This is a genomic window from Microlunatus sp. M237, assembly GCF_056896895.1.
Map to the genome: position 1 here is coordinate 658,022 of NZ_JBXHBL010000002.1, position 26,190 is coordinate 684,211.

General features: G+C 68.9%; 27 protein-coding genes. 16 read left to right on the forward strand and 11 right to left on the reverse strand.

The window, feature by feature from the left end; translation table 11 throughout:
- Positions 1-13 precede the first annotated feature (13 nt).
- The 6 genes from AC1XX3_RS09320 (at position 14) to AC1XX3_RS09345 (ending at position 5,960) form a co-directional block, all read left to right on the forward strand.
- Positions 14-478, forward strand: coding sequence for a MarR family winged helix-turn-helix transcriptional regulator (locus AC1XX3_RS09320; RefSeq protein ID WP_483320810.1), 465 nt, complete (start codon positions 14-16; stop codon positions 476-478).
- Complete coding sequence (gene cysS, locus AC1XX3_RS09325) at positions 475-1,902, forward strand: cysteine--tRNA ligase (RefSeq protein ID WP_483320811.1); 1,428 nt, start codon at positions 475-477, stop codon at positions 1,900-1,902. Before AC1XX3_RS09320 ends, cysS begins: the two co-directional genes overlap by 4 nt.
- 3 nt (positions 1,903-1,905) lie before the next feature.
- Positions 1,906-2,871 (forward strand): 23S rRNA (guanosine(2251)-2'-O)-methyltransferase RlmB, encoded by a 966-nt coding sequence (gene rlmB, locus AC1XX3_RS09330; RefSeq protein ID WP_483320812.1) that lies wholly within the window; start codon positions 1,906-1,908, stop codon positions 2,869-2,871.
- A gap of 141 nt (positions 2,872-3,012) precedes the next feature.
- Positions 3,013-4,443, forward strand: coding sequence for a glycine hydroxymethyltransferase (locus tag AC1XX3_RS09335; protein ID WP_483321174.1), 1,431 nt, complete (start codon positions 3,013-3,015; stop codon positions 4,441-4,443).
- Between the two features lie 69 nt (positions 4,444-4,512).
- The gene (locus AC1XX3_RS09340) at positions 4,513-4,905 is read left to right on the forward strand and encodes a MerR family transcriptional regulator (RefSeq protein WP_483320813.1); all 393 of its coding nucleotides are present in this window, start codon (positions 4,513-4,515) and stop codon (positions 4,903-4,905) included.
- A 44-nt stretch (positions 4,906-4,949) separates the two neighbouring features.
- A complete protein-coding gene (locus AC1XX3_RS09345) occupies positions 4,950-5,960 on the forward strand; it encodes an aldo/keto reductase (protein WP_483320814.1) in 1,011 nt (336 codons plus the stop codon).
- 50 nt (positions 5,961-6,010) lie between these two features.
- Here the strand turns inward: AC1XX3_RS09345 and AC1XX3_RS09350 are convergent, their stop codons facing one another.
- Complete coding sequence (locus AC1XX3_RS09350) at positions 6,011-7,741, reverse strand: DUF2207 family protein (protein WP_483320815.1); 1,731 nt, start codon at positions 7,739-7,741, stop codon at positions 6,011-6,013.
- A gap of 79 nt (positions 7,742-7,820) precedes the next feature.
- Here AC1XX3_RS09350 and AC1XX3_RS09355 point away from each other — a divergent pair, with 79 nt between their 5' ends.
- Positions 7,821-8,948, forward strand: coding sequence for a neutral zinc metallopeptidase (locus tag AC1XX3_RS09355; RefSeq protein ID WP_483320816.1), 1,128 nt, complete (start codon positions 7,821-7,823; stop codon positions 8,946-8,948).
- Positions 8,949-9,033: 85 nt separating this feature from the next.
- On the opposite strand, the gene ispF is transcribed toward AC1XX3_RS09355, so the two are convergent.
- Together ispF and AC1XX3_RS09365 are read right to left on the reverse strand one after the other, a co-directional pair.
- A complete protein-coding gene (gene ispF, locus AC1XX3_RS09360; RefSeq protein WP_483320817.1) occupies positions 9,034-9,528 on the reverse strand; it encodes a 2-C-methyl-D-erythritol 2,4-cyclodiphosphate synthase in 495 nt (164 codons plus the stop codon).
- 28 nt (positions 9,529-9,556) lie between these two features.
- Positions 9,557-10,042 (reverse strand): CarD family transcriptional regulator, encoded by a 486-nt coding sequence (locus tag AC1XX3_RS09365; RefSeq protein WP_483320818.1) that lies wholly within the window; start codon positions 10,040-10,042, stop codon positions 9,557-9,559.
- A 243-nt stretch (positions 10,043-10,285) separates the two neighbouring features.
- Here AC1XX3_RS09365 and AC1XX3_RS09370 point away from each other — a divergent pair, with 243 nt between their 5' ends.
- Positions 10,286-10,834, forward strand: coding sequence for a hypothetical protein (locus AC1XX3_RS09370; RefSeq protein WP_483320819.1), 549 nt, complete (start codon positions 10,286-10,288; stop codon positions 10,832-10,834).
- Between the two features lie 86 nt (positions 10,835-10,920).
- Here the strand turns inward: AC1XX3_RS09370 and AC1XX3_RS09375 are convergent, their stop codons facing one another.
- The 3 genes from AC1XX3_RS09375 to AC1XX3_RS09385 form a co-directional block, all read right to left on the reverse strand.
- On the reverse strand, positions 10,921-11,883 hold the full coding sequence (locus tag AC1XX3_RS09375; protein WP_483320820.1) for a ribose-phosphate diphosphokinase: 963 nt from the start codon (positions 11,881-11,883) through the stop codon (positions 10,921-10,923).
- Between the two features lie 82 nt (positions 11,884-11,965).
- Positions 11,966-12,643 carry a response regulator gene (locus AC1XX3_RS09380; protein WP_483320821.1) on the reverse strand — a complete coding sequence of 226 codons (678 nt, stop codon included), beginning with the start codon at positions 12,641-12,643 and terminating at the stop codon, positions 11,966-11,968.
- A complete protein-coding gene (locus tag AC1XX3_RS09385; RefSeq protein WP_483321175.1) occupies positions 12,640-13,833 on the reverse strand; it encodes a sensor histidine kinase in 1,194 nt (397 codons plus the stop codon). The genes AC1XX3_RS09380 and AC1XX3_RS09385 overlap by 4 nt, the downstream gene beginning before the upstream one ends.
- Before the next feature lie 191 nt (positions 13,834-14,024).
- On the opposite strand from AC1XX3_RS09385, the gene phoU reads away from it, so the two are divergent.
- Positions 14,025-14,690, forward strand: a complete 666-nt coding sequence (gene phoU / locus AC1XX3_RS09390) for a phosphate signaling complex protein PhoU (protein WP_483320822.1) — start codon at positions 14,025-14,027, stop codon at positions 14,688-14,690.
- Between the two features lie 137 nt (positions 14,691-14,827).
- Here the strand turns inward: phoU and AC1XX3_RS09395 are convergent, their stop codons facing one another.
- Positions 14,828-15,577: a phosphoglyceromutase gene (locus AC1XX3_RS09395; protein ID WP_483320823.1), complete on the reverse strand. Its 750-nt coding sequence runs from the start codon at positions 15,575-15,577 to the stop codon at positions 14,828-14,830.
- A 71-nt stretch (positions 15,578-15,648) separates the two neighbouring features.
- Here AC1XX3_RS09395 and AC1XX3_RS09400 point away from each other — a divergent pair, with 71 nt between their 5' ends.
- Together AC1XX3_RS09400 and AC1XX3_RS09405 are read left to right on the forward strand one after the other, a co-directional pair.
- Positions 15,649-16,398 carry an SDR family NAD(P)-dependent oxidoreductase gene (locus AC1XX3_RS09400; protein ID WP_483320824.1) on the forward strand — a complete coding sequence of 250 codons (750 nt, stop codon included), beginning with the start codon at positions 15,649-15,651 and terminating at the stop codon, positions 16,396-16,398.
- Positions 16,399-16,449: 51 nt separating this feature from the next.
- Positions 16,450-16,926, forward strand: a complete 477-nt coding sequence (locus AC1XX3_RS09405) for a PPOX class F420-dependent oxidoreductase (RefSeq protein WP_483320825.1) — start codon at positions 16,450-16,452, stop codon at positions 16,924-16,926.
- 3 nt (positions 16,927-16,929) lie between these two features.
- Here the strand turns inward: AC1XX3_RS09405 and AC1XX3_RS09410 are convergent, their stop codons facing one another.
- The gene (locus AC1XX3_RS09410) at positions 16,930-17,457 is read right to left on the reverse strand and encodes a type III secretion system chaperone family protein (protein ID WP_483320826.1); all 528 of its coding nucleotides are present in this window, start codon (positions 17,455-17,457) and stop codon (positions 16,930-16,932) included.
- Positions 17,458-17,580: 123 nt separating this feature from the next.
- Here AC1XX3_RS09410 and AC1XX3_RS09415 point away from each other — a divergent pair, with 123 nt between their 5' ends.
- The 5 genes from AC1XX3_RS09415 to AC1XX3_RS09435 all read left to right on the forward strand — a co-directional run bounded on the left by AC1XX3_RS09415 (position 17,581) and on the right by AC1XX3_RS09435 (position 21,634).
- Entirely contained in the window at positions 17,581-18,450 is an 870-nt protein-coding gene (locus AC1XX3_RS09415) for an ABC transporter substrate-binding protein (protein ID WP_483320827.1), read from the forward strand.
- A 7-nt stretch (positions 18,451-18,457) separates the two neighbouring features.
- Positions 18,458-19,333 (forward strand): amino acid ABC transporter permease, encoded by an 876-nt coding sequence (locus AC1XX3_RS09420; RefSeq protein WP_483320828.1) that lies wholly within the window; start codon positions 18,458-18,460, stop codon positions 19,331-19,333.
- Positions 19,330-20,094: an amino acid ABC transporter ATP-binding protein gene (locus AC1XX3_RS09425; RefSeq protein WP_483320829.1), complete on the forward strand. Its 765-nt coding sequence runs from the start codon at positions 19,330-19,332 to the stop codon at positions 20,092-20,094. Before AC1XX3_RS09420 ends, AC1XX3_RS09425 begins: the two co-directional genes overlap by 4 nt.
- Before the next feature lie 239 nt (positions 20,095-20,333).
- Positions 20,334-20,681: a PadR family transcriptional regulator gene (locus AC1XX3_RS09430; protein ID WP_483320830.1), complete on the forward strand. Its 348-nt coding sequence runs from the start codon at positions 20,334-20,336 to the stop codon at positions 20,679-20,681.
- A 2-nt stretch (positions 20,682-20,683) separates the two neighbouring features.
- Complete coding sequence (locus AC1XX3_RS09435) at positions 20,684-21,634, forward strand: permease prefix domain 1-containing protein (protein ID WP_483320831.1); 951 nt, start codon at positions 20,684-20,686, stop codon at positions 21,632-21,634.
- A gap of 26 nt (positions 21,635-21,660) precedes the next feature.
- Here AC1XX3_RS09435 and AC1XX3_RS09440 read toward each other — a convergent pair whose 3' ends face one another.
- The 3 genes from AC1XX3_RS09440 to AC1XX3_RS09450 all read right to left on the reverse strand — a co-directional run bounded on the left by AC1XX3_RS09440 (position 21,661) and on the right by AC1XX3_RS09450 (position 26,112).
- A complete protein-coding gene (locus AC1XX3_RS09440) occupies positions 21,661-23,067 on the reverse strand; it encodes an HNH endonuclease signature motif containing protein (protein ID WP_483320832.1) in 1,407 nt (468 codons plus the stop codon).
- 130 nt (positions 23,068-23,197) lie between these two features.
- Entirely contained in the window at positions 23,198-23,854 is a 657-nt protein-coding gene (locus tag AC1XX3_RS09445; protein ID WP_483320833.1) for a histidine phosphatase family protein, read from the reverse strand.
- Complete coding sequence (locus tag AC1XX3_RS09450; protein WP_483320834.1) at positions 23,761-26,112, reverse strand: family 43 glycosylhydrolase; 2,352 nt, start codon at positions 26,110-26,112, stop codon at positions 23,761-23,763. The genes AC1XX3_RS09445 and AC1XX3_RS09450 overlap by 94 nt, the downstream gene beginning before the upstream one ends.
- Between the last annotated feature and the right edge of the window lie 78 nt (positions 26,113-26,190).

Consider the following 26,190-nt stretch of genomic DNA (forward strand, 5'->3'; position numbering starts at 1 on the left):
ATAGGCTTCGACAATGGACGAAGATCTGCACTCCCTGGGCGAGGACCTGGTGACCACCGCGGCGCGGATGGTGCGCTGGACCTCGACCACCGGCTGGGGGATGAGTCTGGCCTCGGCCAGGATCTTGGCACGGCTGTCCGACAACGGCCCGTCGCGGATCAGCGACCTGGCGGTGCTGGAGCGGTGCTCGCAGCCCACCATCACCAACCACGTGAAGCGGCTGGAGGCCCAGCTGCTGGTCAGCCGGACCACCGACCCCACCGACGCGCGGGCCTGGATGATCGAGCTGACCGAAGACGGCCTCGACCAGCTGCGGGCGATGCGGCAAGCGGTCGGGACCAACGTCGAGCCCTATCTGGCCACCATGTCGAAGCGCGACCACAAGGCGCTGCGCGAGGGCATCGAGGCGATGCGGCGGCTGATGGCCCAGGCGAAGGAGCCGGCCCGCGCGTCGGCCCCCGATAGGCTGCCGCAGTGACTTTCCGGCTTTACGACACCGCAACCCGCTCCACCCGTGACTTCGTCCCGATCGTGCCTGGTCAGGTGTCGATCTATCACTGCGGGCTCACCGTCCAGTCCGCACCGCACCTGGGCCACATCCGCAAGGAGGTCGTCTTCGACGTCCTGCGCCGCTGGCTGACCCGGTCCGGCTTTGCGGTGACGGTGATCGCCAACGTCACCGACATCGACGACAAGATCTTGATCAAGTCCGCCGAGGCCGGGGTGCCGTGGTTCGCCCACGCCTACCGCTTCGAGCGGGAGCTGCACGACGCCTACGCCGCACTCGGCTGCGAGCCGCCGACGTACGAACCGCGCGCGACCGGGCACGTGCCGGAGATGCACGAGCTGATCACCGTCCTGATCGAGCGTGGCCACGCCTACCCTGCCGAAGACGGCTCCGGCGATGTCTATTTCGACGTACGCTCCTGGCCCAGCTATGGATCGCTGTCCGGGCAGAAGATCGACGAGATGGAAGCTGCTGCCGACGCCGACCCACGCGGCAAGCGCGACCCGCGCGACTTCGCCCTCTGGAAAGGCCACAAGCCGGCCGAGCCGCTCACGGCGTCCTGGCCGAGCCCGTGGGGCCGTGGCCGCCCGGGCTGGCACCTGGAGTGCTCGGCCATGGCCGGGAAGTATCTCGGCGACGAGTTCGACATCCACGGCGGCGGCATCGACCTGCGGTTCCCACACCACGAGAACGAGCTGGCTCAGTCCACCGCCGCCGGGCAGCGCTTCGCCCGCTACTGGATGCACAACGCCTGGGTGACGGCGGCCGGGGAGAAGATGAGCAAGTCGCTCGGCAACGGGGCGCTGGTGTCTGAGGTCACCAAGGCGTACCCGCCCCGGGCGGTCCGCTTCTATCTGGCGCAGCCGCACTACCGTTCGGCGATCGAGTTCTCCGACGCGTCATTGACCGAGGCCGCCGCCGCCCTCGCCCGGATCGACTCCTTCGTCGACCGCGCCCGTGAGGTGGTCGGCTCGGCCGAGCCCACCCTGCCGGACGAATTCGTGGCGGCCATGGACGACGACCTCGGTACGCCGACCGCGGTGGCCACCATCTATGCGGCCGTCCGGGACGGCAACGTCGCCCTGGACGCCGGTGATCTGGAGAGCGCGGCTCGTCACCTGGGGGCCGTGTCGGGCATGCTGGACGTGTTCGGTCTCGACGCCGCCTCCCCGGTCTGGCAGACGCGGAACGACGATGCGGGACTGCGCGAGGTGGTCGACGGACTCGTCGGCGCCCTGCTCGAGCAACGGGGTGCGGCCCGCGCCCGTAAGGACTTCGATGCCGCCGACGGCATCCGCGACTCGCTGGCCGCGCTGGGTGTGGAGATCTCCGACACCCCGCGTGGACCACGCTGGTCACTGAACACCGCAGCAGCTGCGGGTCAAGGAGAGTAAGAGATGCCAGGCAACAGCCAACGCAAGGGCGCCATCCGCCGCAAGGGCAAGGGCAACACCGCCGGTTCCGGTGGCCGGGTCCGTCGCGGCCTGGAAGGACGCGGCCCCACGCCCAAGGCCGAGGACCGGCCGTACCACAAGGCGCACAAGGCCAAGGCGTTCGCCGAGCGCAGTGAGCGTCGCGGCGAGCGCGACCGGCCCGGTGGCTCGCGCACCGGTCGCCCCGGCACCGGACCGGAGTGGGTGGCCGGGCGCAACCCGGTGCTGGAGGCGATGCAGGCCGAGATCCCGGTCAAGGCGGCGTACATCGCCGAGGGGGCGGAGCGGGACGATCGGCTGCGGGAGATCCTCAAGCTGGCCGCGGCGCGCGGCAACGCGCTGCTCGAGGTGACCCGGGTCGAGCTCGACCGGATGACCGGTGGGGCGGTGCATCAGGGAGTGGCGCTGCAGCTGCCCGAGTTCACCTACGCCCACCCGGACGACCTGATGAACGCCGCGTTCGACGCCGACGGAGAGCCGCTGATCGTGGCGCTCGACTCCATCACCGACCCGCGCAACCTGGGTGCCATCGTCCGTTCGGCGGCCGCCTTCGGCGCCAACGGCGTCCTCATCCCGGAGCGCCGCTCCGCCGGCATGACCGCCGCTGCGTGGAAGACCTCCGCCGGCGCCGCGGCCCGGATCCCGATCGCCCGGGCCACCAACCTCAACCGGGCGCTGCGGGCGTACGCCGACGCCGGGTTCGCCCTGGTGGGTCTGGACGGCGAGGCCGAGACCGACATCGCCGGGCTGCCGCAGGCGTCCGGGCCGATGGTGCTGATCGTGGGCAGCGAGGGCGACGGCCTGTCGCGGCTGGTCCGCGAGGCGTGCGACGTGCTGGTGTCGATCCCGATCGACGGCCAGGTCGAGTCGTTGAACGCCGGTGTGGCCACCGGCATCGCGCTGTACGAGATCTCCCGCTCGCGGCCCTGACCGGGGCACGCCCCCACCGGGGCGTGTCTCACCGGGCGAGGGGGCGTCGGGAAACAGCGATAGATTGGCGCGGTACGTCCGCTCCGCCCGACGCCCACAGGAGTACTTTTCGTGACCGACACCCTCCCCTCCACCTCCGCGATGAACTCGACCGCGTCCGAGGCCTACCGTGCCGCGCTCGCCGTGATCGAGTCGGTCGAGCCCCGGATCGCCGAGGCGACCCGCGCCGAGCTCGCCGACCAGCGCAGCTCGCTGAAGCTGATCGCCTCCGAGAACTACGCCTCCCCGGCCGTCCTGCTGACCATGGGGACGTGGTTCAGCGACAAATACGCCGAGGGCACCGTCGGGCACCGGTTCTACGCCGGCTGCCAGAACGTCGACACCGTGGAGTCGCTGGCCGCCGAGCACGCCCGTGAGCTGTTCGGCGCCGAGTACGCCTACGCCCAGCCGCACTCCGGTATCGACGCCAACCTGGTCGCGTTCTGGGCCATCCTGGCCAACCGGGTCGAGCTGCCCGCCCTGGCCGAGCACGGCGCGAAGGGCGTCAACGACCTCTCCGAGGACGACTGGGAGGCGCTGCGCAAGAAGTTCGGCAACCAGCGCGCCCTGGGCATGTCGCTGGACGCCGGCGGCCACCTGACGCACGGGTTCCGTCCCAACATCTCCGGCAAGATGTTCGCCCAGCGCTCCTACGGCACCGACCCCGAGAGCCAGCTGCTCGACTACGACGCCCTGCGGGCCACCGCCAAGGAGTTCAAGCCGCTGGTGCTGATCGCCGGCTACTCGGCGTATCCGCGCCGGGTGAACTTCGCCAAGATGCGTGAGATCGCCGACGAGGTGGGCGCCACCTTGATGGTGGACATGGCGCACTTCGCCGGTCTGGTCGCGGGCAAGGTCTTCACCGGCGAGGAGGACCCGGTCCCCTACGCAGACATCGTCACCACCACCACCCACAAGTCGTTGCGCGGTCCGCGTGGCGGTCTGGTGCTGGCCACCAAGGAATATGCCGACTCGGTCGACCGCGGCTGCCCGATGGTTCTCGGCGGCCCGCTGTCCCACGTGATGGCGGCCAAGGCCGTGGCGCTGGCCGAGGCCCGCACCGCGGAGTTCCAGACGTACGCCCAGAACGTGGCCGACAACGCCAAGTCACTGGCCGACGGCTTCCTGCGCCGCGGAGCCAAGCTGGTCACCGGTGGCACCGACAACCACCTGGTGCTGCTCGACGTCACCTCCTTCGGCCTCACCGGCCGGCAGGCGGAGTCCGCGCTGCTGGACGCCGGCATCGTCACCAACCGCAACTCGGTGCCCAACGACCCGAACGGCGCCTGGTACACCTCTGGCGTCCGCTTCGGCACCCCGGCGCTGACCACCCGCGGCTTCGGCGCCGACGAGTTCGACCAGGTCGCCGAGCTGACCGTCAACGTGCTCCGCAACACCACCCCGACCACCACGGCGGCGGGCGCTCCCGGCAAGGCCAAGTACCTTCTGGCCGATGGTGTGGTCGAGGCGACCAAGGCCGCGTCGGCCGAGCTGTTGGACAAGTATCCGCTCTACCCCGGCCTCACCCTCTGACGAAGCTTGGTTCCCGGCTGGAGTGGAAAGGTGTGACTTCGAGTGCGCTCGAAGATGGATGATGGCCCGGTGACCGATGTCGTACGGGAGCCGGGCCTGTCCATCGCCGAAGCGGCGCAGCGCAGCGGATTGACCACCCACACCCTGCGCTACTACGAACGCGACGGCCTGCTGCTCGATGCTGTGGACCGGGCCCCGTCGGGGCACCGCCGCTACACCGAGCAGGACCTGAACTGGATCGCCATGGTCACCCGGCTGCGCTCGACCGGGATGCCGATCCGGCTGATCCGGGCGTACGCCGAGCTCTGCCGGGCCGGCAGCGGCAACGAGATCGCGCGACTCGACCTGCTGCGCGCCCACCGCGACCGGGTGATGGCCCAGCTGGCCGAGGTCGCCGACCACCTCGGGGCGATCAACCGCAAGATCGGTGTCTACGAGGACCGGCTGACCCGCGAGTCCTAGGTCAGGTTTGACTTCGAGTGCACTCCACGGCGGAGGCTGAAGCCATGACTGATTTCACTATGCCCACCCGTACCCTCGGCTCCCCCGCCCTCGGCAGTGACCTCGTGGTCTCCAGCCTCGGCCTCGGCTGCATGGGGATGTCGGAGTTCTACGGCAGCACCGACGAGGCGGAGGCGACCGCGGTGATCAACCGCGCCCTCGACCTCGGTGTCACGCTGCTCGACACCGCCGACATGTACGGCCCCTTCACGAACGAGCGACTGGTCGGCTCCGCCATCGCCGGTCGCCGCGACGAGGTCGTCCTCGCGACGAAGTTCGGTAACGTCCGCGACCCCGACGACCCGACCAAGCGCCGGATCGACGGCAGGCCCGAGTACGTCCGTTCCGCCTGCGACGCCAGCCTGCAGCGCCTCGGCGTCGACCACATCGACCTCTACTACCAGCACCGCGTCGACCGAGGTGTCCCGATCGAGGAGACCGTCGGCGCCATGGCCGAGCTGGTCACCGCCGGCAAGGTACGGCGGCTGGGGCTCAGCGAGGCGTCCGCCGACACCATCCGCCGCGCGCACGCGGTGCACCCCATCACCGCGCTGCAGACCGAATACTCGCTGTGGACCCGCCATCTCGAGGACGAGATCCTCGGGGTGATCCGTGGCCTGGGCATCGGTCTGGTGCCGTACTCCCCGCTCGGCCGTGGGTTTCTCACCGGCGCCGTCACGTCGACCGACGTGCTGGAGCCGGGCGACTTCCGCCGGGGCAACCCCCGCTTCGCCGGCGACGCACTGGCGGCCAACCTGGCGCTGGTCGACGCCGTCCGCGCGCTGGCGGAGCAGAAGGGGATCACCGCGGGCCAGCTGGCCTTGGCCTGGGTCCTGGCACAGGGCGACGACGTGGTGCCGATCCCGGGCACCAAGCGGCTGGCCTATCTGGAGGAGAACGTCGCCGCCGCCACCGTTGCTCTGACCGATCAGGATCTGGCGGCCATCACCGCTGCGTTTCCGATCGACGCCGTGGTGGGCGAGCGATACCCGAACCTGTCCAGCATCGACCGCTGAGCCGTTCTCCTGCTGGCCGTTCTCCCGCTGACCACACCAGCGCGACAGCCTCAGCGGGAGAAGAGGGTCCCCGACACCGTGGTGATGAAGTTGCGCAGCGAGTCCGGCAGGTCTCGCAGGTGCCAGTTGTCGGGCCCGTGATACCAGCTGAGGTCCGCACTGTCGGCCTCTGTATCGGTGTCCGTGGCCACGATCGCGTCCAGCCAGCGGTCGGCGCCGCCGAGCACCACGGCGTACGGCAGGACCTCGGACAGCTCGCGGAGCTCCTGACCCGGGGGCATCTGGTCGGTCGGGTGGGTCAGCAGGTCGGAACGGAGCGCACCCAGCCCGGCCAGGAGCGCGGCGCCCTTGGGTGTCCGCGATGGCATCTCCTGCGCCACCACGATCAGACCCAGGCCCAGCACCAACAAGGCCAACCCGACCAGGCCGAAGGTGGTGAACGCGGCCAGCAGCATGGTCACCACGACGGCCAGGATCAGCGCCAACACCGCACCGCGGGCGTAGCGGTTGCGGATGGCGTCGGGCCGTCGCTCATACCAGCCGTTGCTGACCATCTCGTCATACAACCGGTCCTGCACCTCACCGATGGAGGCGTTCACCCGCGGCGCCACCTCCGACACCTTGACCTCGGAGCCCTCGGGCGCGATGCCATCGAGCAGCGCCAGCTCGAACGGGCGCAGATCCGACGTGGCGGCGCCGGCGGGGCGGGACAGCAGCCAGTCGGCCTGGGCGAACTCGCTGGCTCGTGGCAGCTCGGTGATGTGCAGGTGGCCACGCACCGACAGGTCGAGCAGGGTGGCCGTGACGTCGATCGGGTCGACTCGCTCGTCGATCACCGTGCCGATGTGGCCGGGACGGATCTCGCTGACCACCCGGAACTCGCTCTGTCCTGCCGCAACCGGGACGAAATCCCCCGCCCGGGTGATCTGGCCCTGGGCGCTGGCGTCCGAACCGGCCCGGCGGTGCAGCGCCCACAGGCCCAGCCCACCCAGCACCAGCAGTCCGAGGGCGATGGCCAGCGGCAGCGGGTCGGCGGAGAAGGCGCGGCCGACCGTCCAGCGATAGTCGATCTGCTCGTTGGCCGGCATAGCCCCACTCGGGAAGCCGATGTCGATAGCCACGACCTCGCCTTCGCCGCGCGGACCGTCGGAGAACGTCGGGACCTGGGAGTTCTCCATCCCGGCAGCAGCGAAGTCGCACGGCGCGATGGAGTTCGGGGTTCCGGCGGTGCACCGGATGTAGCTGAACGGGACCGGGATCCGCACGGTGGCGAGGAACTCGGCCACCTCGACGTTCAGCCCTTGCAGGATCCGCCAGCGGAGCGCGGTGCCGCCTCCGTCGAGGTTGATCACGGCGCCCTTGACCGTGTAGCTGATGGTGACCTCGGTGGCACCGCCGGTCGTCACCGCGACCGTGGTGAAGTCGCCGTCCTGGGTCACCTCGGGGGTGGCCGCCTTTCCGCCGACGGTGGCGGTGATGTCGGAGAGCTCGAAGACGTACTGCCGGTCGCCGATCGCATTCTCCCGGGTCTCGAACTTCTGCGACAGCGTGGCCGGCGCGGCGCCCGAGAGGGTGACGGTCTGGTTGACCTTCAGTGACCCGTCCAGCGACAGGCTGCCCTCGGCCACCACGGCGGACGCCGTTCCCTCGGCCGCGGCCGGGACGGCGAACGGCCCCGCCAACAGCGAGACCACGCCGATCAGCAGGGCGAGCAGCAGCCCGGCCACGCCGCGGCGTGATCGCGATCGAAGCGACGGGGTCGAAGAGAAAGTTGCGTCCACAGCACAACTCTCCCATCCGGGGAGCGGCGCAGGCGACCGAACACGCAAATGCGACGCCGTCGACAGTTAGGCTGATGAGGTGAGTACGCAGCCGTGGGGCAACCAGCCACCTCAGTGGGGTCAGGCCGGCGCCGGGTCGACCCGACCGGGAGCGGCACCGGTGTACGGTCGCCAGACTGCCCCGGGGGCGAATCCGTGGGGCCAGCCGCAGGGGCAATGGCCACCGCCCGGCCACTACCAGCCGTACGCGCCCGGGCAGCAGCCTCCCGGCCAGTTCCCGCCCCCGCAGCGACCCCAACGCCGCAACCCGATGCGTACCCTGCTGCTGGCGCTGGTCGCCCTCAGCGCGATCGCTCTGGTGGGACTGGTCGCGATCAATCTGACGACCAGCTCCTCCGAGGTCGCCTACCAGAACGACGACTACCAGGTGCCGGCCCCTGACAAGAACCCCCCGGAGCTGCCGACACCGACGTCGTACGAGGAGGCCGAGCAGATCATCACCGAGAACGCCTTCTACGACCAGACCGCCCCGATCCCCGTGCGCTGCACCGCCGGTCCCATCGACGTGGCCACCGCCGATGACACCGCGCTGGAGAACCACTTCAACAGCCTGATGGAGTGCCTGGTAAGGGTCTGGCAGCCCCCGGTCGACGCGGCGGGCTACATCATCGTCCGGCCGACCGTGACCATCTACGGTGAGAAGGTGACCACCCGCTGCGGTGACGCCGGGGTCAACGCCTTCTATTGTGCTGCCGACCAGCAGGTGTACTTCTCCAACCGCCTGGCTGACGACGTGCCCATCGTCAAGACAGACCGCTGGGCTGCCGACGTGGTGATGGCCCACGAGTTCGGGCACGCGCTCCAAGCCCGGACCGCGATTCTCATCTCGGCCAAGGCCCTCGCCCAGCAGTCCGAAGACAAGGAGACCGAGCTGGAGATGAGCCGCCGGCTCGAGGTACAGGCCGACTGCTTCTCCGGCATGTTCATGCGTGCGGTGTCGCTGTCACTGGGCATCCAGCAGAACGACCTGCAAGGCATCGAGGATGTCTACCGCGCCGTCGGGGACGACACGTTGAGCGGAAAGTCCAACGTGAACGGTGACCATGGGCTGGCCGCCAGCCGGGTCCGCTGGGGCACCACCGGGCTGGGCACCAGTGACGTCGGCCTGTGCAACACCTTCACCGCTGCCAAGAGCACGGTGCGCTGACACCGCTGCGCCTCGGGTCCGGAGCGGCGACGGCCAAGGGCCGCTGAGGGCTCAGCAGCCACGAGCGGGTGGGCGGACGGCCGGGTCAGGACCCGTCGGCGGGGCCGGTGGCTGCCGTGAGCAGGCAGGTGGCCAGGGCGGCGATCCCCTCGCCGCGACCTGTCAGACCGAGGCCGTCGGTGGTGGTGGCGGAGACGGTGACCGGGGCGCCGACGGCATCGCTGAGCAGCGCCTCCGCCTCGGCCCGGCGTGGTCCCAGCTTGGGGCGGTTGCCCACCACCTGCACCGCCACGTTGCCGATCTCGAAGCCCGCCGCACGGACCCGACGCGCCGTCTCGACCAGAAAGGCGACGCCGCTGGCGCCGGACCACTCAGGTTCGCTGGTGCCGTAGTTGCTGCCGAGATCACCCAGCCCCGCTGCGCTGAGCAGGGCATCGCAGGCGGCGTGGGCGGCGACGTCTCCGTCGGAGTGACCTTCCGGACCGACCGGCTCGTCCTCGAACAGCACGCCGGCCACTCGCATCACGCGTCCGGGCGCCAAACGATGAACATCCACACCGATACCGGTGCGGATGTTCATCGATGAGGTTCTAGCGGGCCCGGACGACTCAGGAGGCAAGGACCTCGTCCAGCAGGATCTCCGCCTTGTCCTCGGCAACGCGCTCAGCCAGGGCCAGCTCGGAAACCAGGATCTGGCGCGCCTTGGCCAGCATCCGCTTCTCGCCGGCTGACAGCCCGCGCTCACGCTCACGGCGCCACAGGTCACGCACGACCTCGGCCACCTTCATGACATTTCCGGAATGCAGCTTCTCCAGGTTCGCCTTGTAACGACGAGACCAGTTGGTTGGCTCTTCGGTATGGGGCGCACGGAGCACGCCGAACACACGCTCGAGACCGTCGGCGTCCACGACATCGCGAACCCCCACCAGGTCCAGGTTGCACGCTGGCACCCGGACGATCAGGTCTGTCTGGCCAACAATCCTTAGGACGAGGTAGAGCCTGTCCTCACCCTTGATCTGACGGGTTTCGATGTCCTCGATCACGGCGGCCCCATGATTGGGGTAAACCACCGTTTCTCCGACTGTAAAGGTCATGTTGTTTTGTACCCCTTTCCCGGTCTTAGTTTAACACGCGACTAGGTCGCCTCTGGCGGCGTTTGCGCTAGCCAGAGGGCAAATCCGGTCAAGCGATGGGGTTGACAACCCCGCGTACCATGTGCCTGCGACGGACGCTGAGGCGCCCGACGCGGCACCGCGGAGGGCTGGCGCTGCGCGATCTGAACGGGTGCGGATAGGCTGCATACCTGCACCAATCCCGCACCTCAGGAGTCGAGAATCGTGGCCTTCCTCTCGCGCCGGGCCCAGCCCGGGCGCCTTCGCACCGCTCGTTGGCGCGTCGCCCTCTTGCTCGTCGTGGGCTTGCTGCTGGGCACCTCCGGGTGCGGTTTCGACATGCAGACGATGAAGCCGTACGACCCGGCCGACGGGCAGAACCAGGATGTCGGCCAGGTCAAGATCCGCAACCTGATGATCCTCAGCCGCGCCGACGGGACGGGTTTCCTGTCCGGTGGTCTCAGCTCCGGCGATCGGGACGCGCTGATCGCGGTGCAGGGCGCGCCCATGAAGGCCGACAACACCCCCGGCACGCCACTGACGGTGGTCTTCCCCGACCCGGTCAGCCTCGGCAACGACCTGCTGGTGGTTCTGACCGAGCGGCCGGTGATCACCGTGGCATCGCCGGACCTCAAGCTGGGCCTTGAGGCAACGCTGGTGCTCACCTTCGCCAACGCCGGCGACGTGTCCGTGGTGGTCCCGGTGGTCGACGCCAACCAACCCGCCTACTCCTCGGTGACGCCGCCGCCGCCGGTCGTCACGCCGCCCGGCTGAGACGCGCCAGTCGCGGGTGACGCAGGCTCCCCCGCACCGCGGGCGCCGCAAGATCCCAGCGCCGCGGGCGCCGTAGCTTTGTGCCCTCAGGCGCCGTAGGTGATGTCGTCGCTGAACAGGCCGCTGACCGACTCGCCGCAGTTGGTCCGGCGGACGGCTTCGGCGAAGAGCGGAGCCACCGAGCGGGTGACGATGTTCGGCAGCTGCTTCTCCGGTGGCAGCGGCACGGTGTTGGTGGTGACGATTTCAGCGATGTCGGGTTCCTGTTTCAGCCGCTCGATGGCGGGGCCGGTGAACAGGCCGTGCGTACAGGCCAGCGAGATCTGCCCGACCTCCGACTCGCGCAGCTTGCGCAGCAGCTCGATGATCGACCCCGCGGTGGCGATCTCGTCGTCCAGCACGATCACGTCGCGGCCGTGGACGTCACCGACGATCCGGTCGATCACCACGGTGTCGTCGGCCAGCCGTTGCTTGGAGCCGGCCGCCACCGGCAGCTGGAGGATCCGGGCGAACTCCGTGGCCACCTTGGCGTTGCCGAGGTCCGGCGAGACCACGACGGTGTTGGTCAGGTCCCGGCCGCGGAAGTGCTGGGCCAGCTCGACGATCGCACTCAGGTGATCCACCGGGACGGTGAAGAACCCGTGCACCTGGGGTGAGTGCAGCGCCATGGTCAGCACCCGGGTCGCCCCCGCGGTGGCGATCATGTCGGCGACCAGCCGCCCGCCGATCGAGATCCGGGGCGCGTCCTTCTTGTCCGACCGGGCGTATGCGAAGTGTGGGATGACAGCGGTGATGTGCGCCGCAGAGGCACCGCGGGCGGCGTCCAGCATGGAGAGCAGCTCGAACAGGTTCTCCTGTACCGGCGGCACCAGGGGCTGGACGACGTAGACGTCGCGCTGGCGGCAGTTGGCGCGCAGCTGCACCTGCAGGCAGTCGTTGCTGAAGCGGGTCGTCCGCGACGGCGACAGTCCGATCCCGAGGATCTGGCACATCTCCTCGGCGAACGCTTGGTGGGCTGATCCTGAGAAGACGGTGATGTCGCCGGTCACCCGTTCACGATAGCCGTCGGCGGCGCCCGGGTGGACCCACGACTTCTGGGGATGGGACGACCTGGATCCGCCCCCGCGGCGATCAGCCCTCGAACTTGTAGCCCAGGCCCCGTACGGTGACCAGATACTGCGGGTTGGCGGGGTCCGGCTCGATCTTTGTTCGCAGCCGCTTCACGTGCACGTCGAGGGTCTTGGTGTCGCCCACATAGTCGGCGCCCCAGATCCGGTCGATCAGCTGACCGCGGGTCATCACCCGGCCGGCGTTGCGGAGCAGCATCTCGAGCAGCTCGAACTCCTTGAGCGCGAGCTTGACCCGCTGCCCGTGTACCGACACCTCGTGTCGCTCGATGTCCATCCGGACCCCGGCCGACTCGACCACGTCGGGGACCAGCTCGACGTCTTGGCCGCGCCGCAGCACGGCGCGGATCCGAGCCACCAGCTCGCGGTGGCTGAACGGCTTGGTGACATAGTCGTCGGCCCCGAGCTCGAGCCCCACCACCTTGTCCACCTCCGAGTCACGGGCCGTCACCATGATCACCGGCACCGGACCACGCAGCCGCAGCTGCCGGCACACCTCGGTCCCGGGCAACCCGGGCATCATCAGGTCCAGCAACACGATGTCGGCCCCGACCCGGTCATACTCCGCGAGCCCTTGGGCCCCGTCTGCGGCCTCGACCACGTCGAAACCTTCCCGTCGCAACATGTACGAGAGTGCCTCGCGGTAGGACTCCTCGTCCTCGACAACTAGTACGCGGGTCATCTGGTGATCTCCTGGGACTGGGATGCGATGGCCGCGGGTTTCGCGGCGGCATCATCGGTGGACTCGTCGGCCCGGTGCAGGTGGGCAGGGAGAGTGATGGTGAAGGTGGAGCCGCGGCCGGGCTGGCTCCACACATTGACGGTGCCGCCGTGCGCGGCGGTGATGTGCTTGACGATGGACAGCCCGAGGCCGGTGCCGCCGTTGGCCCGGCTGCGGGCGTAGTCGACCCGATAGAAGCGCTCGAAGATTCGCTCCAGGTCCGCGGCCGGGATGCCGACGCCGTTGTCGGACACCGTGATCACCACGTAGTCGTCGTCGCTGCGCGCCTGGACGTCGGCCGCGACCACGACCCTGGCGCCCGGCTCGGAGTAGATGACGGCGTTCTCGACCAGGTTGCCGACCGCCACACTGAGCTGGCGGGCGTTGCCCAGCACCTGGCAGCCCTGTCGTCCGGCGATGGCGAGCGAGACCTGGTTGCTCTCCGCGTCCACCCGGCACCGGTCCACGGCGTCGGAGATGACCTCGTCGATGTCGACCTCCTCGGCCGCGGCCAGCGGGTCGTCGGCCTGCAGCCGGGAGAGGTCGATGATCTGGGCCACCAGGTCGCTGAGCCGGGCCGACTCGATCCCCATCCGCGAGGCGAAGCGGCGTACGGCCGGCGGGTCGTCGGCGGCGTCCTCCACGGCTTCGGCCAACAGCGAGATGGCCCCGATCGGGGTCTTCAGCTCGTGGCTGACGTTGGCCACGAAGTCGCGTCGGGTGTCCTCGACCCGCCGGGCGGCCGTCCGGTCCTCGGCCAGCACCAGGATGAGGTCATCAGCCAGCGGTGCCACCCGAGCGGACAGAAAGGTGCTGGAGGCGCCGGCGCGCTTGATCTCCACGTCGGCGGAGCGGATGTCGTTGTCCTCGCGGACGGCGCGGACCAGGTCGAGCAGCTCCGGTACGGCGACGCGGCTGCCGCGGGCGATGCCGAGCGTCCTCGCCTGGTCGCTGGCCTGCAGCACCTCATCGTGCGGCCCGACCACGACCGCCGACGAGCGCAGCACGCCGAGCACCTCCGAGACGCTCTGGGGAACCACCGGTTCGACGATGGAGAAGTCGGGCTCCGGCTCGGCGGGCGGCCGACGGAGCACGCTCCACGTGATCAGGGCGCTCAGCAGGCCTCCGGCCACGAACGCCACGATCGCCATCGCGGTCGGGTTCACAGAGCCGATACTAGGGCTCCATCTCCGCGTCACTGACCGTCTGCGGGGCTGCGGACCCGTTTCCGGGCGAGCGTTTGCCTGGTGTTCACCTCGGGTTCATGGTCCCCATGTCCGGCCGTTTCGCGCAGGCATAGGGTTGTCGGTGGACACCTGTCCTACACGAGGGGATCTTTCTGATGCGTGACTCCTATCGGGAGCAACTCGACGACATCCTGGCCGACCTGGTCCAGATGTCCGAGGTCGTCTCGGCGGCCGTGCGAACCGCCACGACGGCGTTGCTCGAAGCCGACATCACCCTCGCCGAGCAGGTGATCGGCGACGACGAGAAGCTCGATGCCACCCAGGCCGATGTCGAGGCGCGCGCCTTCAACCTGCTCGCCCGGCAGGCACCGGTGGCCGGTGAGCTGCGGACGCTGGTCGCCACCTTGCGGATGGTGACCGAGCTGGAGCGGATGGGCGACCTGTCGGCGCACATCGCCAAGATCGCCCGCCTCCGTTACCCGGAGACAGCCGTACCGGAGAGCCTGCGGCCCAACTTCATCCGGATGGGCGACGTGGCCGAGAAGATGGTCGTCACCGCCGGCCAGACCCTGAACGACCGCAACCTGCAGAACGCCCAGGAGCTCCGCGCCCGAGACGAAGAGATGGACGAGCTGCGGCGGACGCAGTTCCGCGTCCTGCTCAGCGAGGACTGGGAGTACGGCGTCGAGGCGGCGGTGGACGTGGCCCTGCTGGGCCGCTACTACGAGCGGATCGCCGACCACGCCGCCTCGATGGCGCGCCGCATCATTTACGTGGTGACCGGCCAGTTCCCGGAGGACGCCGTCTGGCCCCAGCCGTAACCACGGCTGTCGGCACCCGGCGCCGGCGACACGGCGCGGGTGAGTGTCCCGGTGACGGCCGAGCGGAGACGGCCCCCTCCTGAGGGGTATCGATGTCTGAGGGCCGTCTCCGACTGCCCGCGCTGGAGCCGCTCGAACTACTTCTTGCCCTGGTTCTTGACGGCCTCGATGGAGGCCTTCGCCGCCTCGGGGTCGAGGTAGCGCCCGCCGGTGGTGACCGGCTTGAGGTCGTCGTCGAGCTCATACAGCAGCGGAATGCCGGTCGGGATGTTGAGGCCGACGACCTCGGCGTCACCCATCTGGTCGAGGTGCTTGACGATGGCGCGCAGCGAGTTGCCGTGCGCTGCCACCAGCACCACCTTGTCGGCGCGGAGGTCGGGCACTATCGAGTCGTACCAGTACGGCAGCGCCCGCTCGAGCACATCCTTGAGGCACTCGGTGCGCGGCCGGGCCTCGGTCGGCAAGGTGGCGTAGCGCGGGTCGTCGAAGTTCGAGTATTTGTCGTCGAGGGCGATCGGCGGCGGCGGGGTGTCGTAGGAACGACGCCAGATCATGAACTGCTCCTCGCCGAACTCGGCCAGTGTCTCGGCCTTGTCCTTGCCCTGCAGCGCTCCGTAGTGGCGCTCGTTCAACCGCCACGACCGCTTGGTGTCGATCCAGTGCCGGTCGCACGCGTTCAGCGAGATCTGCGCGGTCCGGATGGCTCGGCGCAGCAGCGACGTGTGCAGCACGTCCGGCAGCAGTCCCGCCTCGGCCAGCAGCTCTCCTCCGCGCTGCGCCTCGGCAGCCCCCTTCTCGTTGAGGTCGACGTCGACCCACCCGGTGAACAGGTTCTTGGCGTTCCATTCGCTCTCGCCATGACGCAGCAGGATCAAGGTAGAAGTCATGACGGCAGCCTAGTGCTGCCGGCTCAACCCCGGCTGGGGAGTCCTGCGGACGTGGACGCAACAATGGCGCCATGAGTGACAAGACTCGACCTATGGCCGTGGTGACCGGAGCCAGCAGCGGGATCGGCGCCGCGACCGCCCGGCGGCTCGCCGCCGACGGCTTCGAGGTGGTGTGCGCCGCCCGGCGGGCGGACCGGATCGAGGCCCTCGCCGCCGAGATCGACGGCGTGGCCGCCACCTGCGACGTCACCGACCCCGCCGACGTCACGGCTCTCGCCACGCTGGTCGGTGAGCGCTGCACCCTGCTGGTCAACAACGCCGGCGGCGCCCTCGGACTGGAGCCGGTGGCCGAGGCCGACCTGGAGGCCTGGCGGCAGATGTATGCGACCAACGTGCTCGGCGCTGCCGCCGTGACGAAGGCGTTGCTGCCGAGCCTGGTGGCCAACGAGGGCCAAGTGGTGTTCCTCACCTCGGTCGCCGCTGACGGTGGGTACGAGGGTGGGGCGGGCTACTGCGGGGCCAAGGCGGCCGAACGGGCGGTCGCCCAGGCGATGCGACTCGAGCTGGTGGATCAGCCGGTGCGGATCGCGGAGATCTCCCCCGGGATGGTGCGGACCGACGAGTTCTCGCTGACCCGCTTCGGCGGCGACCAGGAGCGCGCCGACCGGGTGTATGCCGGCGTGGCCGAGCCGTTGCTGGCCGAGGACATCGCCGACTGCATCTCCTGGGTGGCCAGCCGGCCCCGGCACGTCAACATCGACCGGCTGACCGTACGTCCCCGCGCGCAGGCGGCGCAGCACAAGGTGCACCGAGAGCCCTGAGTCGGCGCCGGTGGTGTCGCGGGTTCGTTCGCCGCCGGTATCGTCAGGCTCATGCCTCGATCCATCGCCACCAACGCCGCCGTCGGCCGCGACGAGCTCCTCGACTTCGTCCGTCCCCGGCACCACATGCTGCTGGTCACCGCCCGCAGCGACGGCCGTCCGCAGATCTCGCCGGTCTCCGGTGGCGTCGACTCCCAGGGCCGGATCGTGATCTCGTCCTACCCCGGCCGGGCCAAGACCCGTAACGCCGAACGCAACCCGCAGGTCTCGGTCTGCGTGCTGTCCGATGACTTCGGCGACGCCTGGGTGCAGGTCGACGGCGACGCCGAGGTGCTGCACATGCCCGAGGCCGCCGACGGGCTGGTGGACTACTTCCGCTGCATCTCCGGCGAGCACCCCGACTGGGACGAATATCGCCAGGCCATGGTGGTGCAGGACAAGTCACTGATCCGGATCACGCCGACCCGGTGGGGACCGATCGCCACCGGCGGCTTCCCGGCCGACGTGGCCGCCCGACTGGACGGCTGAGCCTCACTCCGCGTCGTCGGTCAGCTGGTCCGAGCGGGCGCCCGGGTCGAGGTGACTGAAGGCAGCCAGGTTGGCCGTGGACTCGCCCCGGGAGCGACGCCAGACCCACTCCCGTCTGATGCTCTCGGCGAAGCCCAGCTCGAGGATCGGGTTGAACGCTGAGTCTGCGGTCGTCGCCACCGACCCCAGCAGCCGGTCCACCTCGGTGGGGGTCACCGACTCGAGCGCTACCCGGCCGGTGAGATGGATGTCGCCGAGGGCGTCGACGCAGAAGGCGACGCCGTAGAGCTTGAGATTGCGCTCCAGCAGCCAGCGGTACGCCGCGGCGTGGTTCTCGTCCGGGTTGCGGGCGACGAAGGCCCTCAACTGCAGGGCGTGCTCCCCGACCTCCAGGGTGCAGTCGGTGCTGAGCTTGGCAGTGCCCGGCAGCGTGACGGTGAACAGACCCGGTTCGCGCTCGGTGGACGGCAGGCCGAGGTCGGCCACCACCGCCCGGATGGTCGCCATGGCTGCTGCTCGGCGGTCCTGCACGAGGCGCAGCCTAGTCGCGGTCTCACCATCGTGGTGATGGTGCGGACCGCGCCGGCAAGGGGCATATCGTGTCCCGGTCATCGCTGAGCCGCGCCTCGCGCAGCCGTTTCGTGGGGAGCCACCATGTCTCGTTCTCGTCTTGTCCTCGCCGCCGCCCTGAGCGGCCTGGCCCTGATCGGGGGTGCCTGCGCGCCCGTCGACGAGGCCGCTACCCCCGCCACCAGTGGCACCCCGGCGGCCGACGCCTGCACACCCGAGCAGCTCGAGGTCGTCACCGCGGGCACGTTCACCGTCGGCACCGACAAGCCGGCGTACGAACCGTGGTTCTCCGACGACGACCCGAGCAATGGCAAGGGCTATGAGTCCGCGGTGACCTACGCGGTGGCTGAGAAGCTCGGCTTCCCGCGCGACAAGGTCACCTGGATCACCGTGCCGTTCACCAACGCGTACGCCCCCGGCGAGAAGAAGTTCGACATCGACGTCAACCAGGTCTCCATCACCGAGGAGCGCCGCAAGGCCGTGGACTTCTCCTCCGGGTACTACGACGTGGCCCAGGCCGTCGTGACCACCAAGGGGTCCAGCATCGCCGGCGCCACCACCATCGCCGCGCTGAAAGACGCCAAGCTGGGCGCTCAGGTCGGCACCACGTCGTACACCGTGATCACCGACCAGATCCAGTCCACCCAGGCTGCGGCGGCGTACGACACCAACGACCTCGCCGTCCAGGCGCTGCAGAACGGGCAGCTCGACGGCATCGTTGTCGATCTGCCGACCGCGTTCTACATGGCCGCAGCCCAGCTGGACAACGGCGCCATCGTCGGCCAGCTGCCTGCCGGTTCGGCCAAGGCCGACCAGTTCGGGTTCGTGCTCGGCAAGGGCAGCCCGTTGACCGGCTGCGTGACTCAGGCTGTCGACGCGCTCCGCGCCGACGGCACGCTGGCCGACCTCGAGAAGCAGTGGCTGTCCGACGCCGGCGCGGCCGTCCTCTCGTGACCCGACGGTGAGCACCCTGGAGCCCGGGCCTGAGGTGATCTGGACTCCGTCCCCCCTGCAGGTCGAGCGTGATCGTTTTCGCCGGGCCCGATCGGCCCGTTCGGTCACCATCGCGGCGGTGAGCACGGTGGCGATCGTGACGACGCTGATCTTGGTGATCACCGGTACGCCCGGCTGGCCACGGGTGCGGGAGACGTTCTTCTCCCCGGAGAAAGCGTGGTCGGCGCTGCCGGCGGTGGCCACCGGACTGTGGCTGAACCTCCGGGTGATGATGGTCTGCGGTGTGCTGATCGCCGTGTTCGGCCTGCTGATCGCGATCTTGCGGACGCTGCGTGGACCGGTGTTCTTCCCGTTGCGGGTGTTCGCCGCGGCCTACACCGACGTGTTCCGCGGGCTGCCGCTGCTATTGGTGATCTTCCTGCTCGGTTTCGGGATGCCGGCGTTGCGGCTGCAGGGCCTGCCCACCGAACCGGTGTTCTGGGGCGCGGCGGCACTGGTGCTGACATACACCGCCTATGTGGCGGAGGTGTTCCGGGCCGGCATCGAGTCGGTACATCCGTCCCAACGCGCCGCGGCCCGGTCGCTGGGCCTGAGCTATCCGCAGTCGATGCGATTCGTGGTGCTGCCGCAGGCTGTGCGCCGGGTGGTGCCACCGCTGCTCAACGACCTGGTCAGCCTGCAGAAGGACTCCGGACTGATCGCCGTCCTCGGCGTGATCGACGCCATCCGTGCGGCGCAGATCGAGACCGCTCGTGACTTCAACTTCACCCCGTACATGGTGGCCGGGCTGCTCTTCGTCCTGCTGACCATCCCGCTGGCCCGGTTCACCGACTGGGTGGCCCGGCGGCAGGGTTGGTACGGCCCGGTGGGCGGCACGACATGACCGCCTCGGACACGGTGCTCAGCGCCCGCGGACTGCGCAAGTCGTTCGGGAGCAACCTGGTGCTGAACGGTCTGGACCTGGAGGTCCAGACCGGCCAGTGCGTGGTGCTGATCGGGGGATCCGGTTCCGGCAAGTCCACCCTGCTGCGCTGCCTCAACCTGCTGGAGACGATCGACGACGGGCAGATCCTGCTGAACGGCGAGGACATCAGTGACCCCCGGGTCAATGCCGACACGGTCCGGTCCCGGGTCGGGATCGTGTTCCAGGCCTTCAACCTGTTCCCGCATCTGAGCGTGCTGGACAACATCACCCTGGCACCGGTGCGGGTCCACGGCGTACCGCGGGCGCAGGCGCGCAGTGAGGCGATGGCCATGCTGGAGCGCGTCGGGCTGGCCGACAAGGCCCGGATGAAGCCGGACTCGTTGTCCGGCGGACAGCAGCAGCGCGCGGCCATCGCCCGAGCTCTGGTCAACCAACCGACGGTGATGCTGCTGGACGAGGTCACCTCCGCGCTCGATCCGGAACTGGTCTGGGAAGTCCTGTCCCTGCTGCGCGATCTGCGGGCTGACGGCATGACCATGGTGCTGGCCACCCATGAGATGGCCTTCGCCCGGCAGGTGGCCGACACGGTGTGCTTCCTCGACGGCGGTCGGGTGCTCGAGCAAGGACCGCCGGCCCAGATCTTCGATGCGCCGCAGCAGGCGCGTACGCGGCGGTTCCTGTCCCGGTTGAGCTTCGACGCGGACGAGCCCGAGGCCTGACTCCGGGCGCTGATCCGGTCGGAGCCGCCGAGCGCGCCCCGCCTGCCCAGAATCGAAGCCCGCCATTCTGGCCGGTTGGGTGACCATGACCGGCCTTGCTGCGCCTACTGGGCGCCCAGTCACGGGCATTCTGCTGCGTTCGACATCGGCCAATCTAACCGGCAACCCCACGCCCATAGTCCCCACCGCCATTAATGTTCTATGGACAATGGTGTGCGACACACACTATCGTTGCCTACATGACGGAAGAGTTCGAGACCCATCTGCAGGAGCTGCGGCGAGGCACGGCCGTACTCGCCTGCCTGCAGCTGTTGCGAACGCCCGGTTACGGCTACAGCCTGCTCAAGAGTCTTGAAGAGCGCGGCTTCGCCACTGACGCCAACACCCTCTACCCGTTGCTGCGTCGCCTCGAGAAACAGGGGTTTCTCACCAGCGAGTGGAACACCGACGAAACTCGCCCGCGCAAGTTCTACCGCACCTCAACCGCGGGCCACCGTCTCGCCGACACTCTCACCCGGGAATGGCTTGCCATCACCGCCGCGATCACCTCCCTCACCCACGACACACCTGACCAGGAAGAGCAGTGACCATGTCTGCCACCACGCTGACAGAGCAATACATCGTCGCCACGATTAGCAGCCTCCCTCCCCCCGCGCAGGACGACGTCCGGACGGAGCTGCAGACCTCGATCGCCGACGCCATCGATGGTCGCGTCGAGCAGGGCGAGGAATACGAAGCCGCCGAACGCGCAGTACTGACGGAGCTGGGCGACCCCGCGGCGCTCGCGGCGGGGTATGCGGACCGCCCGTTGCACCTCATCGGCCCGCGGCACTACCTCACCTGGCAGCGGCTGCTGAAGCTGCTGCTCACGATCGTTCCGGCCTGCGTGATCGGAGCAGTTGCGCTCGGACTGTCACTGTCGGGGGCGCCACTCGACCAAATCGTCGGACAGACAGCCGTCGCCGGACTGACGGTTGTCGTGCAACTGTGCTTCTGGGTGACGCTGGTCTTTGCCATCATCGACCGCACAGGCGCTGACGTCGGCGCTCGGTGGGACGTCGAGCACCTCCCCGAGCCGCGGCCGACAGGAACGGGCCGGGCTGACCTCATCGCAGCGCTGATCCTGCTCCCCGTGTCGGCTGCTGCGATCCTGTGGGACCAGCTCATCGGCTTCGTACGCTGGAGCGGTGAGTCGCTCGCGATCCTGAACCCCGATGCGTGGGAGTGGACGGTCGCGGCGCCACTGGTGCTCATCGGTTTGGAACTCGGGTTCGCTGTGGCCCTGTACGTACGCGGCCGGTGGAACACCACCCTGGCGGTGGTCCAGACCGGGCTAGCCATATTGTTCGTCAGCCTGGTCCTGACCTTGCTGGGGAACAAGCAGCTGATCAACCCCGCATTCCTCGACGCCGCCCTGAATGTCGGAGTTGATCACGACGCGCTGCGCGTTATGGCGATCCTGATCGGCTTCGGAGCCACCGGAATCACGGCATGGGCCATCATCGACAGCTGGCTCAAGACGCGGCGCGACGCTCGCTGACGGCTGCCAGCGTGCTGGACCTGTCCTCAGCACAGCGCCGGCTCGGCTGTTCGGACGGACAGATCTCTTGTCTGGTTGAGGTGTCGTCGTCGGATGCGGTTGTTGATCATGGGGATCTGGCTGGAGTCGGCCCACCGTGGTGGGGTCCAGGCGGGGAGCCCGTCGGGGTTGAGGGTGCAGGTCCAGCCACGTTGTTCGAAGTGGGTGTGGTGATAGCGACACAGCAACGTCAGGTTGGCCACATCAGTCGGCCCACCGTCGATCCACGGAATCAAATGGTGCCGGTCGCACCATTCCGGTGGGTGGTCACACCCGGGGAAGGAGCAGCCGCCGTCACGGGTGATCAACGCATAGGTCTGGCTGCGGGTGGCGATCCGTCGGGTCCGACCCAACGCCAACGGTTCACCGGTCGCGGACAACAGAGTGGGGATGATCTCGGCCTCCCCGGCCAACCTGAGCAGTTGGGTGGGGGTGAGGAGGGTGGTGGTGCTGGTCTCCGCGTGGCCGGTGCGGTGCAGCAGATCCTCGGCGCTGATGGTGACGATGACTGTGGCCGGGGTGCCGCCGGTGTCGGGCAGCCCACCGGCCGGCAGGGCTCGGCCGGTGAGGTCGGCCAGGGCGTCATGCAGCCGCTGCCCATTGGTGCGGCCGTCCGCCGTCGGGTTCGCTGCCCCGGTGGCGTCCACTCGTGGTTTGGCCAGTGGTGACAGGACCGCCCACAACGCTGCTCCGGTGTCGCCGGTCAACCGGCCCTCCAGCATCCAGCTGCCGTCGCGGGCGGCGACCAGGCGCAGATGCCGCCGGTCGGCCTGGAGCTGTTCGTCGGGGATGGACCCGTCGGGGTCGTAGGCCCCGACCAGCTTGGTCGCGATCAGCCGCAGATCCCGGGGGGCGAACGTGCGCGCGTACTCGGTCAGCTCCGCCTCAGCCTCCGCCACCACCGATGGGTCATAGGCGGGGTGGTCCAGCTGCTCCAACGCCCGTTCGATCACGTCGACCTGCTCCGGGCTGACTTCACCCCCGTCCTGCGCGGCGGCCAGGACCGGATGCGAAGGTTCCACCTCCAGACCCTGCATGGTGCGGTGCGTCCCCAGTGACCGGGCGGCGCGGACCCGCCGTCCCGCCTCAGCCTCGGACACCCGCAGCAGCTGCACCAGCAGTGCTTTGGTGCTGCGGGCGTTGAGATGGTCGGCGATCTGTCGGTCGTCCAGGTCGGACACCACCCGGTGGTCCACCACCGACAACCGCTTCCGCAGCCGTTCGAAGTCCACGGCGAACCGCAGCAGATCCGGATCATCCAGATGATCCAAACCGCCATCGCCGACCGCAGCGATCAGCCGGTCCAGCGCCGCGGCCAGCTCGGCCAGGGCATGGACGGCGGGAGTCGTGTCCGACTCGACAGTTGACCCCCGATCACGTCCATACTTCATCATAATCGAACACTTGTTCTATGACAATACACTGTTCGGACTTTTCGAGGAGTGCCCCGCCGTAGTTAACCGGCGATTGCCTACCGGCGCCGAGCACTGCCTACGGAGGCCGGGGCAGGCCGCAGGACAGGATTCACCCCGCCCACTCACCCCAGCCCGAGACGACGGCACGCCGGGCTGGATCGAGGGCGCAGTGATCAGGGAACCGCATGGCGCGCCACGCCTCAACGTCCACGTCCGCGCCGGTCAAAGCGGCGACCAGCAATGTCCACGCAGTCCCGTGCCCGACCAGGACCACGTCCTGCCCGCCCGCCGCGCTGACCAGCTCCACCGCACGCCCGACCACACGCGTTCGCGTGCTGGCCAACGGCTCCCAGCCGTCCGCAGCCGACTCGTTCGGGTGCTGGAACGCATCAAGGACTGCGCGGTGAAAGTCCGACGCCTCGGCGAAGAAGGTGCTCGCCCGACGGGCCTCCCCCAGGCCCGGGTCGACGTTCAGCTCGCGGTCCGTGAGGAGACGCGCCGTACTCAGCGCCTTCGGCTCTGCAGAGCTGGCCCAGCGAGCCCCGACGGGAAGCACGCCGGATTCCCTCAGTCTGGCGACCTCACGTTCGGCGTCGGGACCGAGCCTCCACTGGCCCGGCGGGCTGGCCACGGAGATGACCGGCCGCGCATGCCGGACCAGATGGAGATGACTCACCGTTCCGCCAGCGCCGCCACCTGCTCCGTCGTCAGCGCTGCGTTGTAGATCCGGACATCGTCCAGCTGACCACGGTACGGCGCGTCCCACCAGTTGACGCCGAGGCTGAAGACTCCGGTGGTCGTGGTGAACACATCAGGGAAGCCCGTACGGTTGACGACCTCACGCCCGTTGAGCCAGACGACGAGATGACCGTCGTCATTGCTCACCGCGACGTGGGTCCACTCCCCCGGCTGCATCTTCGTGCCGGTGTCTGCGTCGAACCAGCTTGTCCCCGACCACACCATCGTGTTGCCACCGACGCCGTCATGGCCGCGCGGCAGCACGCTCACCCAGTTGTTCTCGTCCCTGGCCCCGAAGAACGTCGGCGTGAACGCTGTCAGCTGCTCGGGGTTCAACCACATCGACACCGCATAGCTGCTGCCGCTGACCAGACCGTCGGGCAGCCGGACGCCGCTGTCTCCGTCGAAGGTGGCCGCCTGGCCGTGGACACCAGGGCCGAACGTGATCGTCCCACCGGACTGGCCGATCCGATTGCCCGACACCACGCCAGCTGCCGCCTCACCCTCGGACGCGAGCGACCCGTCGAAGGCGTAGTGCGCCACCAGGCCACCGAGCGCCTTAGCCGGGACGATGATCACAAAGGTCTTCGATCGTGTGACCCGACCGCTGCTGACGGTGGCGGTGAGGGTGACCCGGGCATCTTCCTCGCCCGCCGCCGGGCGGGTCACATCGCCGGTTGCGCTGATCACTGCCGGGTTGCTCGTGGTCCAGCGGATCCGGCTGCCCTGGGTGCCGACGCCCGGCAGGGTGAGATCGGCGATAGTGGTCGGCGGGACCGTCAGGTCGGCCAGCACCCGCTGGACCACGTTCCGGTCACTGACCAACCTCCGCTGCGACCCCCAGACCGCCACTCCCGACCTGGACAGCCCGCTGAACGTGACGACCCAGCGACGCTCCGTCGGCTCCCACTGGCGGGAGAACACCGTCGCGTACGCCTTGCCGCCGATGACGAGCTGAGCAGCGTCACGGCCGGTCGTACGCCACGTCCCCGTGACGGCTCCACCGAGGGTGCCGTTGCGGTTGAGCCGGATGGTGCTGGCGCGGGTGATGTCGGCCGAGATCGCCTTGCCGTGGTTGAGGTAGGCGTACGTTCCCACCATGTCGTGGCGCTTGACCGTGGTCGGCGACCCACCGGCGTAACGCGACGGTGCCGCGACCGGCCAGCCGTCGGCGTTGGTGTACATCTGGTGCACGCGGATCTCGTGCTGCTCGCCGCGTCCGGGGAATCTGGTGTGGAAGGCGAGGAACTGGCGCCCGGTGGCCTGATCGTAGACGGGGGACGTGCCGCCCGGTGAGACATATCCGGTGCCGATCCCGGAACCCGGATCACCGACCTCGCGCTGGAACAGGTGGTTGCCCATCAGCTTGGTGCCGTACGGCTCGATGGACGCATCGTCGAACAGCGGCTTCGCCGGATCGGCCTTGACGTTGGCCATGTCGTTACCGGCGGAGTCCCGGTACGGCCCGTCGGGCTGTCGTGATCGTGCCACTCGAATGTTGTAGCCGCCGTTGGCGTCGAGTCCACCGAACGTCATGAACAGGTAGTAGTACTTCGTCTTCGGGTTGTACATCACCGCCGGACCCTCGATCCGGGCATGGTTGCCGCCCATCAGGTGCTTGCCGTAGCCCTGGTTCGGGTATGGCTTGCCGGTCGTCGGGTCGAGACTGAGGATGAAGATCCCGCCGGAGAACGACCCGTAGACCATCCACAGCTTGCCGTCGGCGTCGAAGAACACGTCAGGATCCACCGTGTTGGGGTGCTTGGTGGCGTCGTAGATCGTGCCGTCCTCGCTCGGCTGATCCCACATTCCTGACTTGAGCAGGATGCCGAGATCCTGGTACGGCCCGGTGACCTTGTCGGCCACGGCGACGCCGAGCGCGGAGCGCGGGGAGTCGCCCTTGCAGGCGTCGTAGTACATGTAGAACCTGCCGTCGGCGAGCTTGATCACGTCCGGCGCCCACAGCGTGTCCGACTGGGCCCAGTCCAACGTCTCCTTGAGCTCGGTGGTGACGTCGTCGAACAACGGGTTGGCCGGGTTCACGCCGTTGGCGATCTCCGTCCAGCGCATCAGGTCGGGGCTGGACGCAGCGGCGAGGTGCGAGCCGAAGGCGTAGTAGCGACCATCAACGCGAATCAGGTCGGGGTCGTGCACCGAGGCGTCGGTGAACACCGGCGCCTTGACCGGTGGCCGGTGCGCCTCGGCCGTAGGGCTGGCCAGCAGGCCGGCGACCACCAGTGACAGGGCGGACGCCAAGATCCAAGGCTTGCGGTGGAGAAGCTTCATCGATTGCTCCAGGGGGCTGTGGAAACCATGGACCTCGCGGCTGGCCGTCCGTCGAAACGTATGCGCAGCAACACGTCG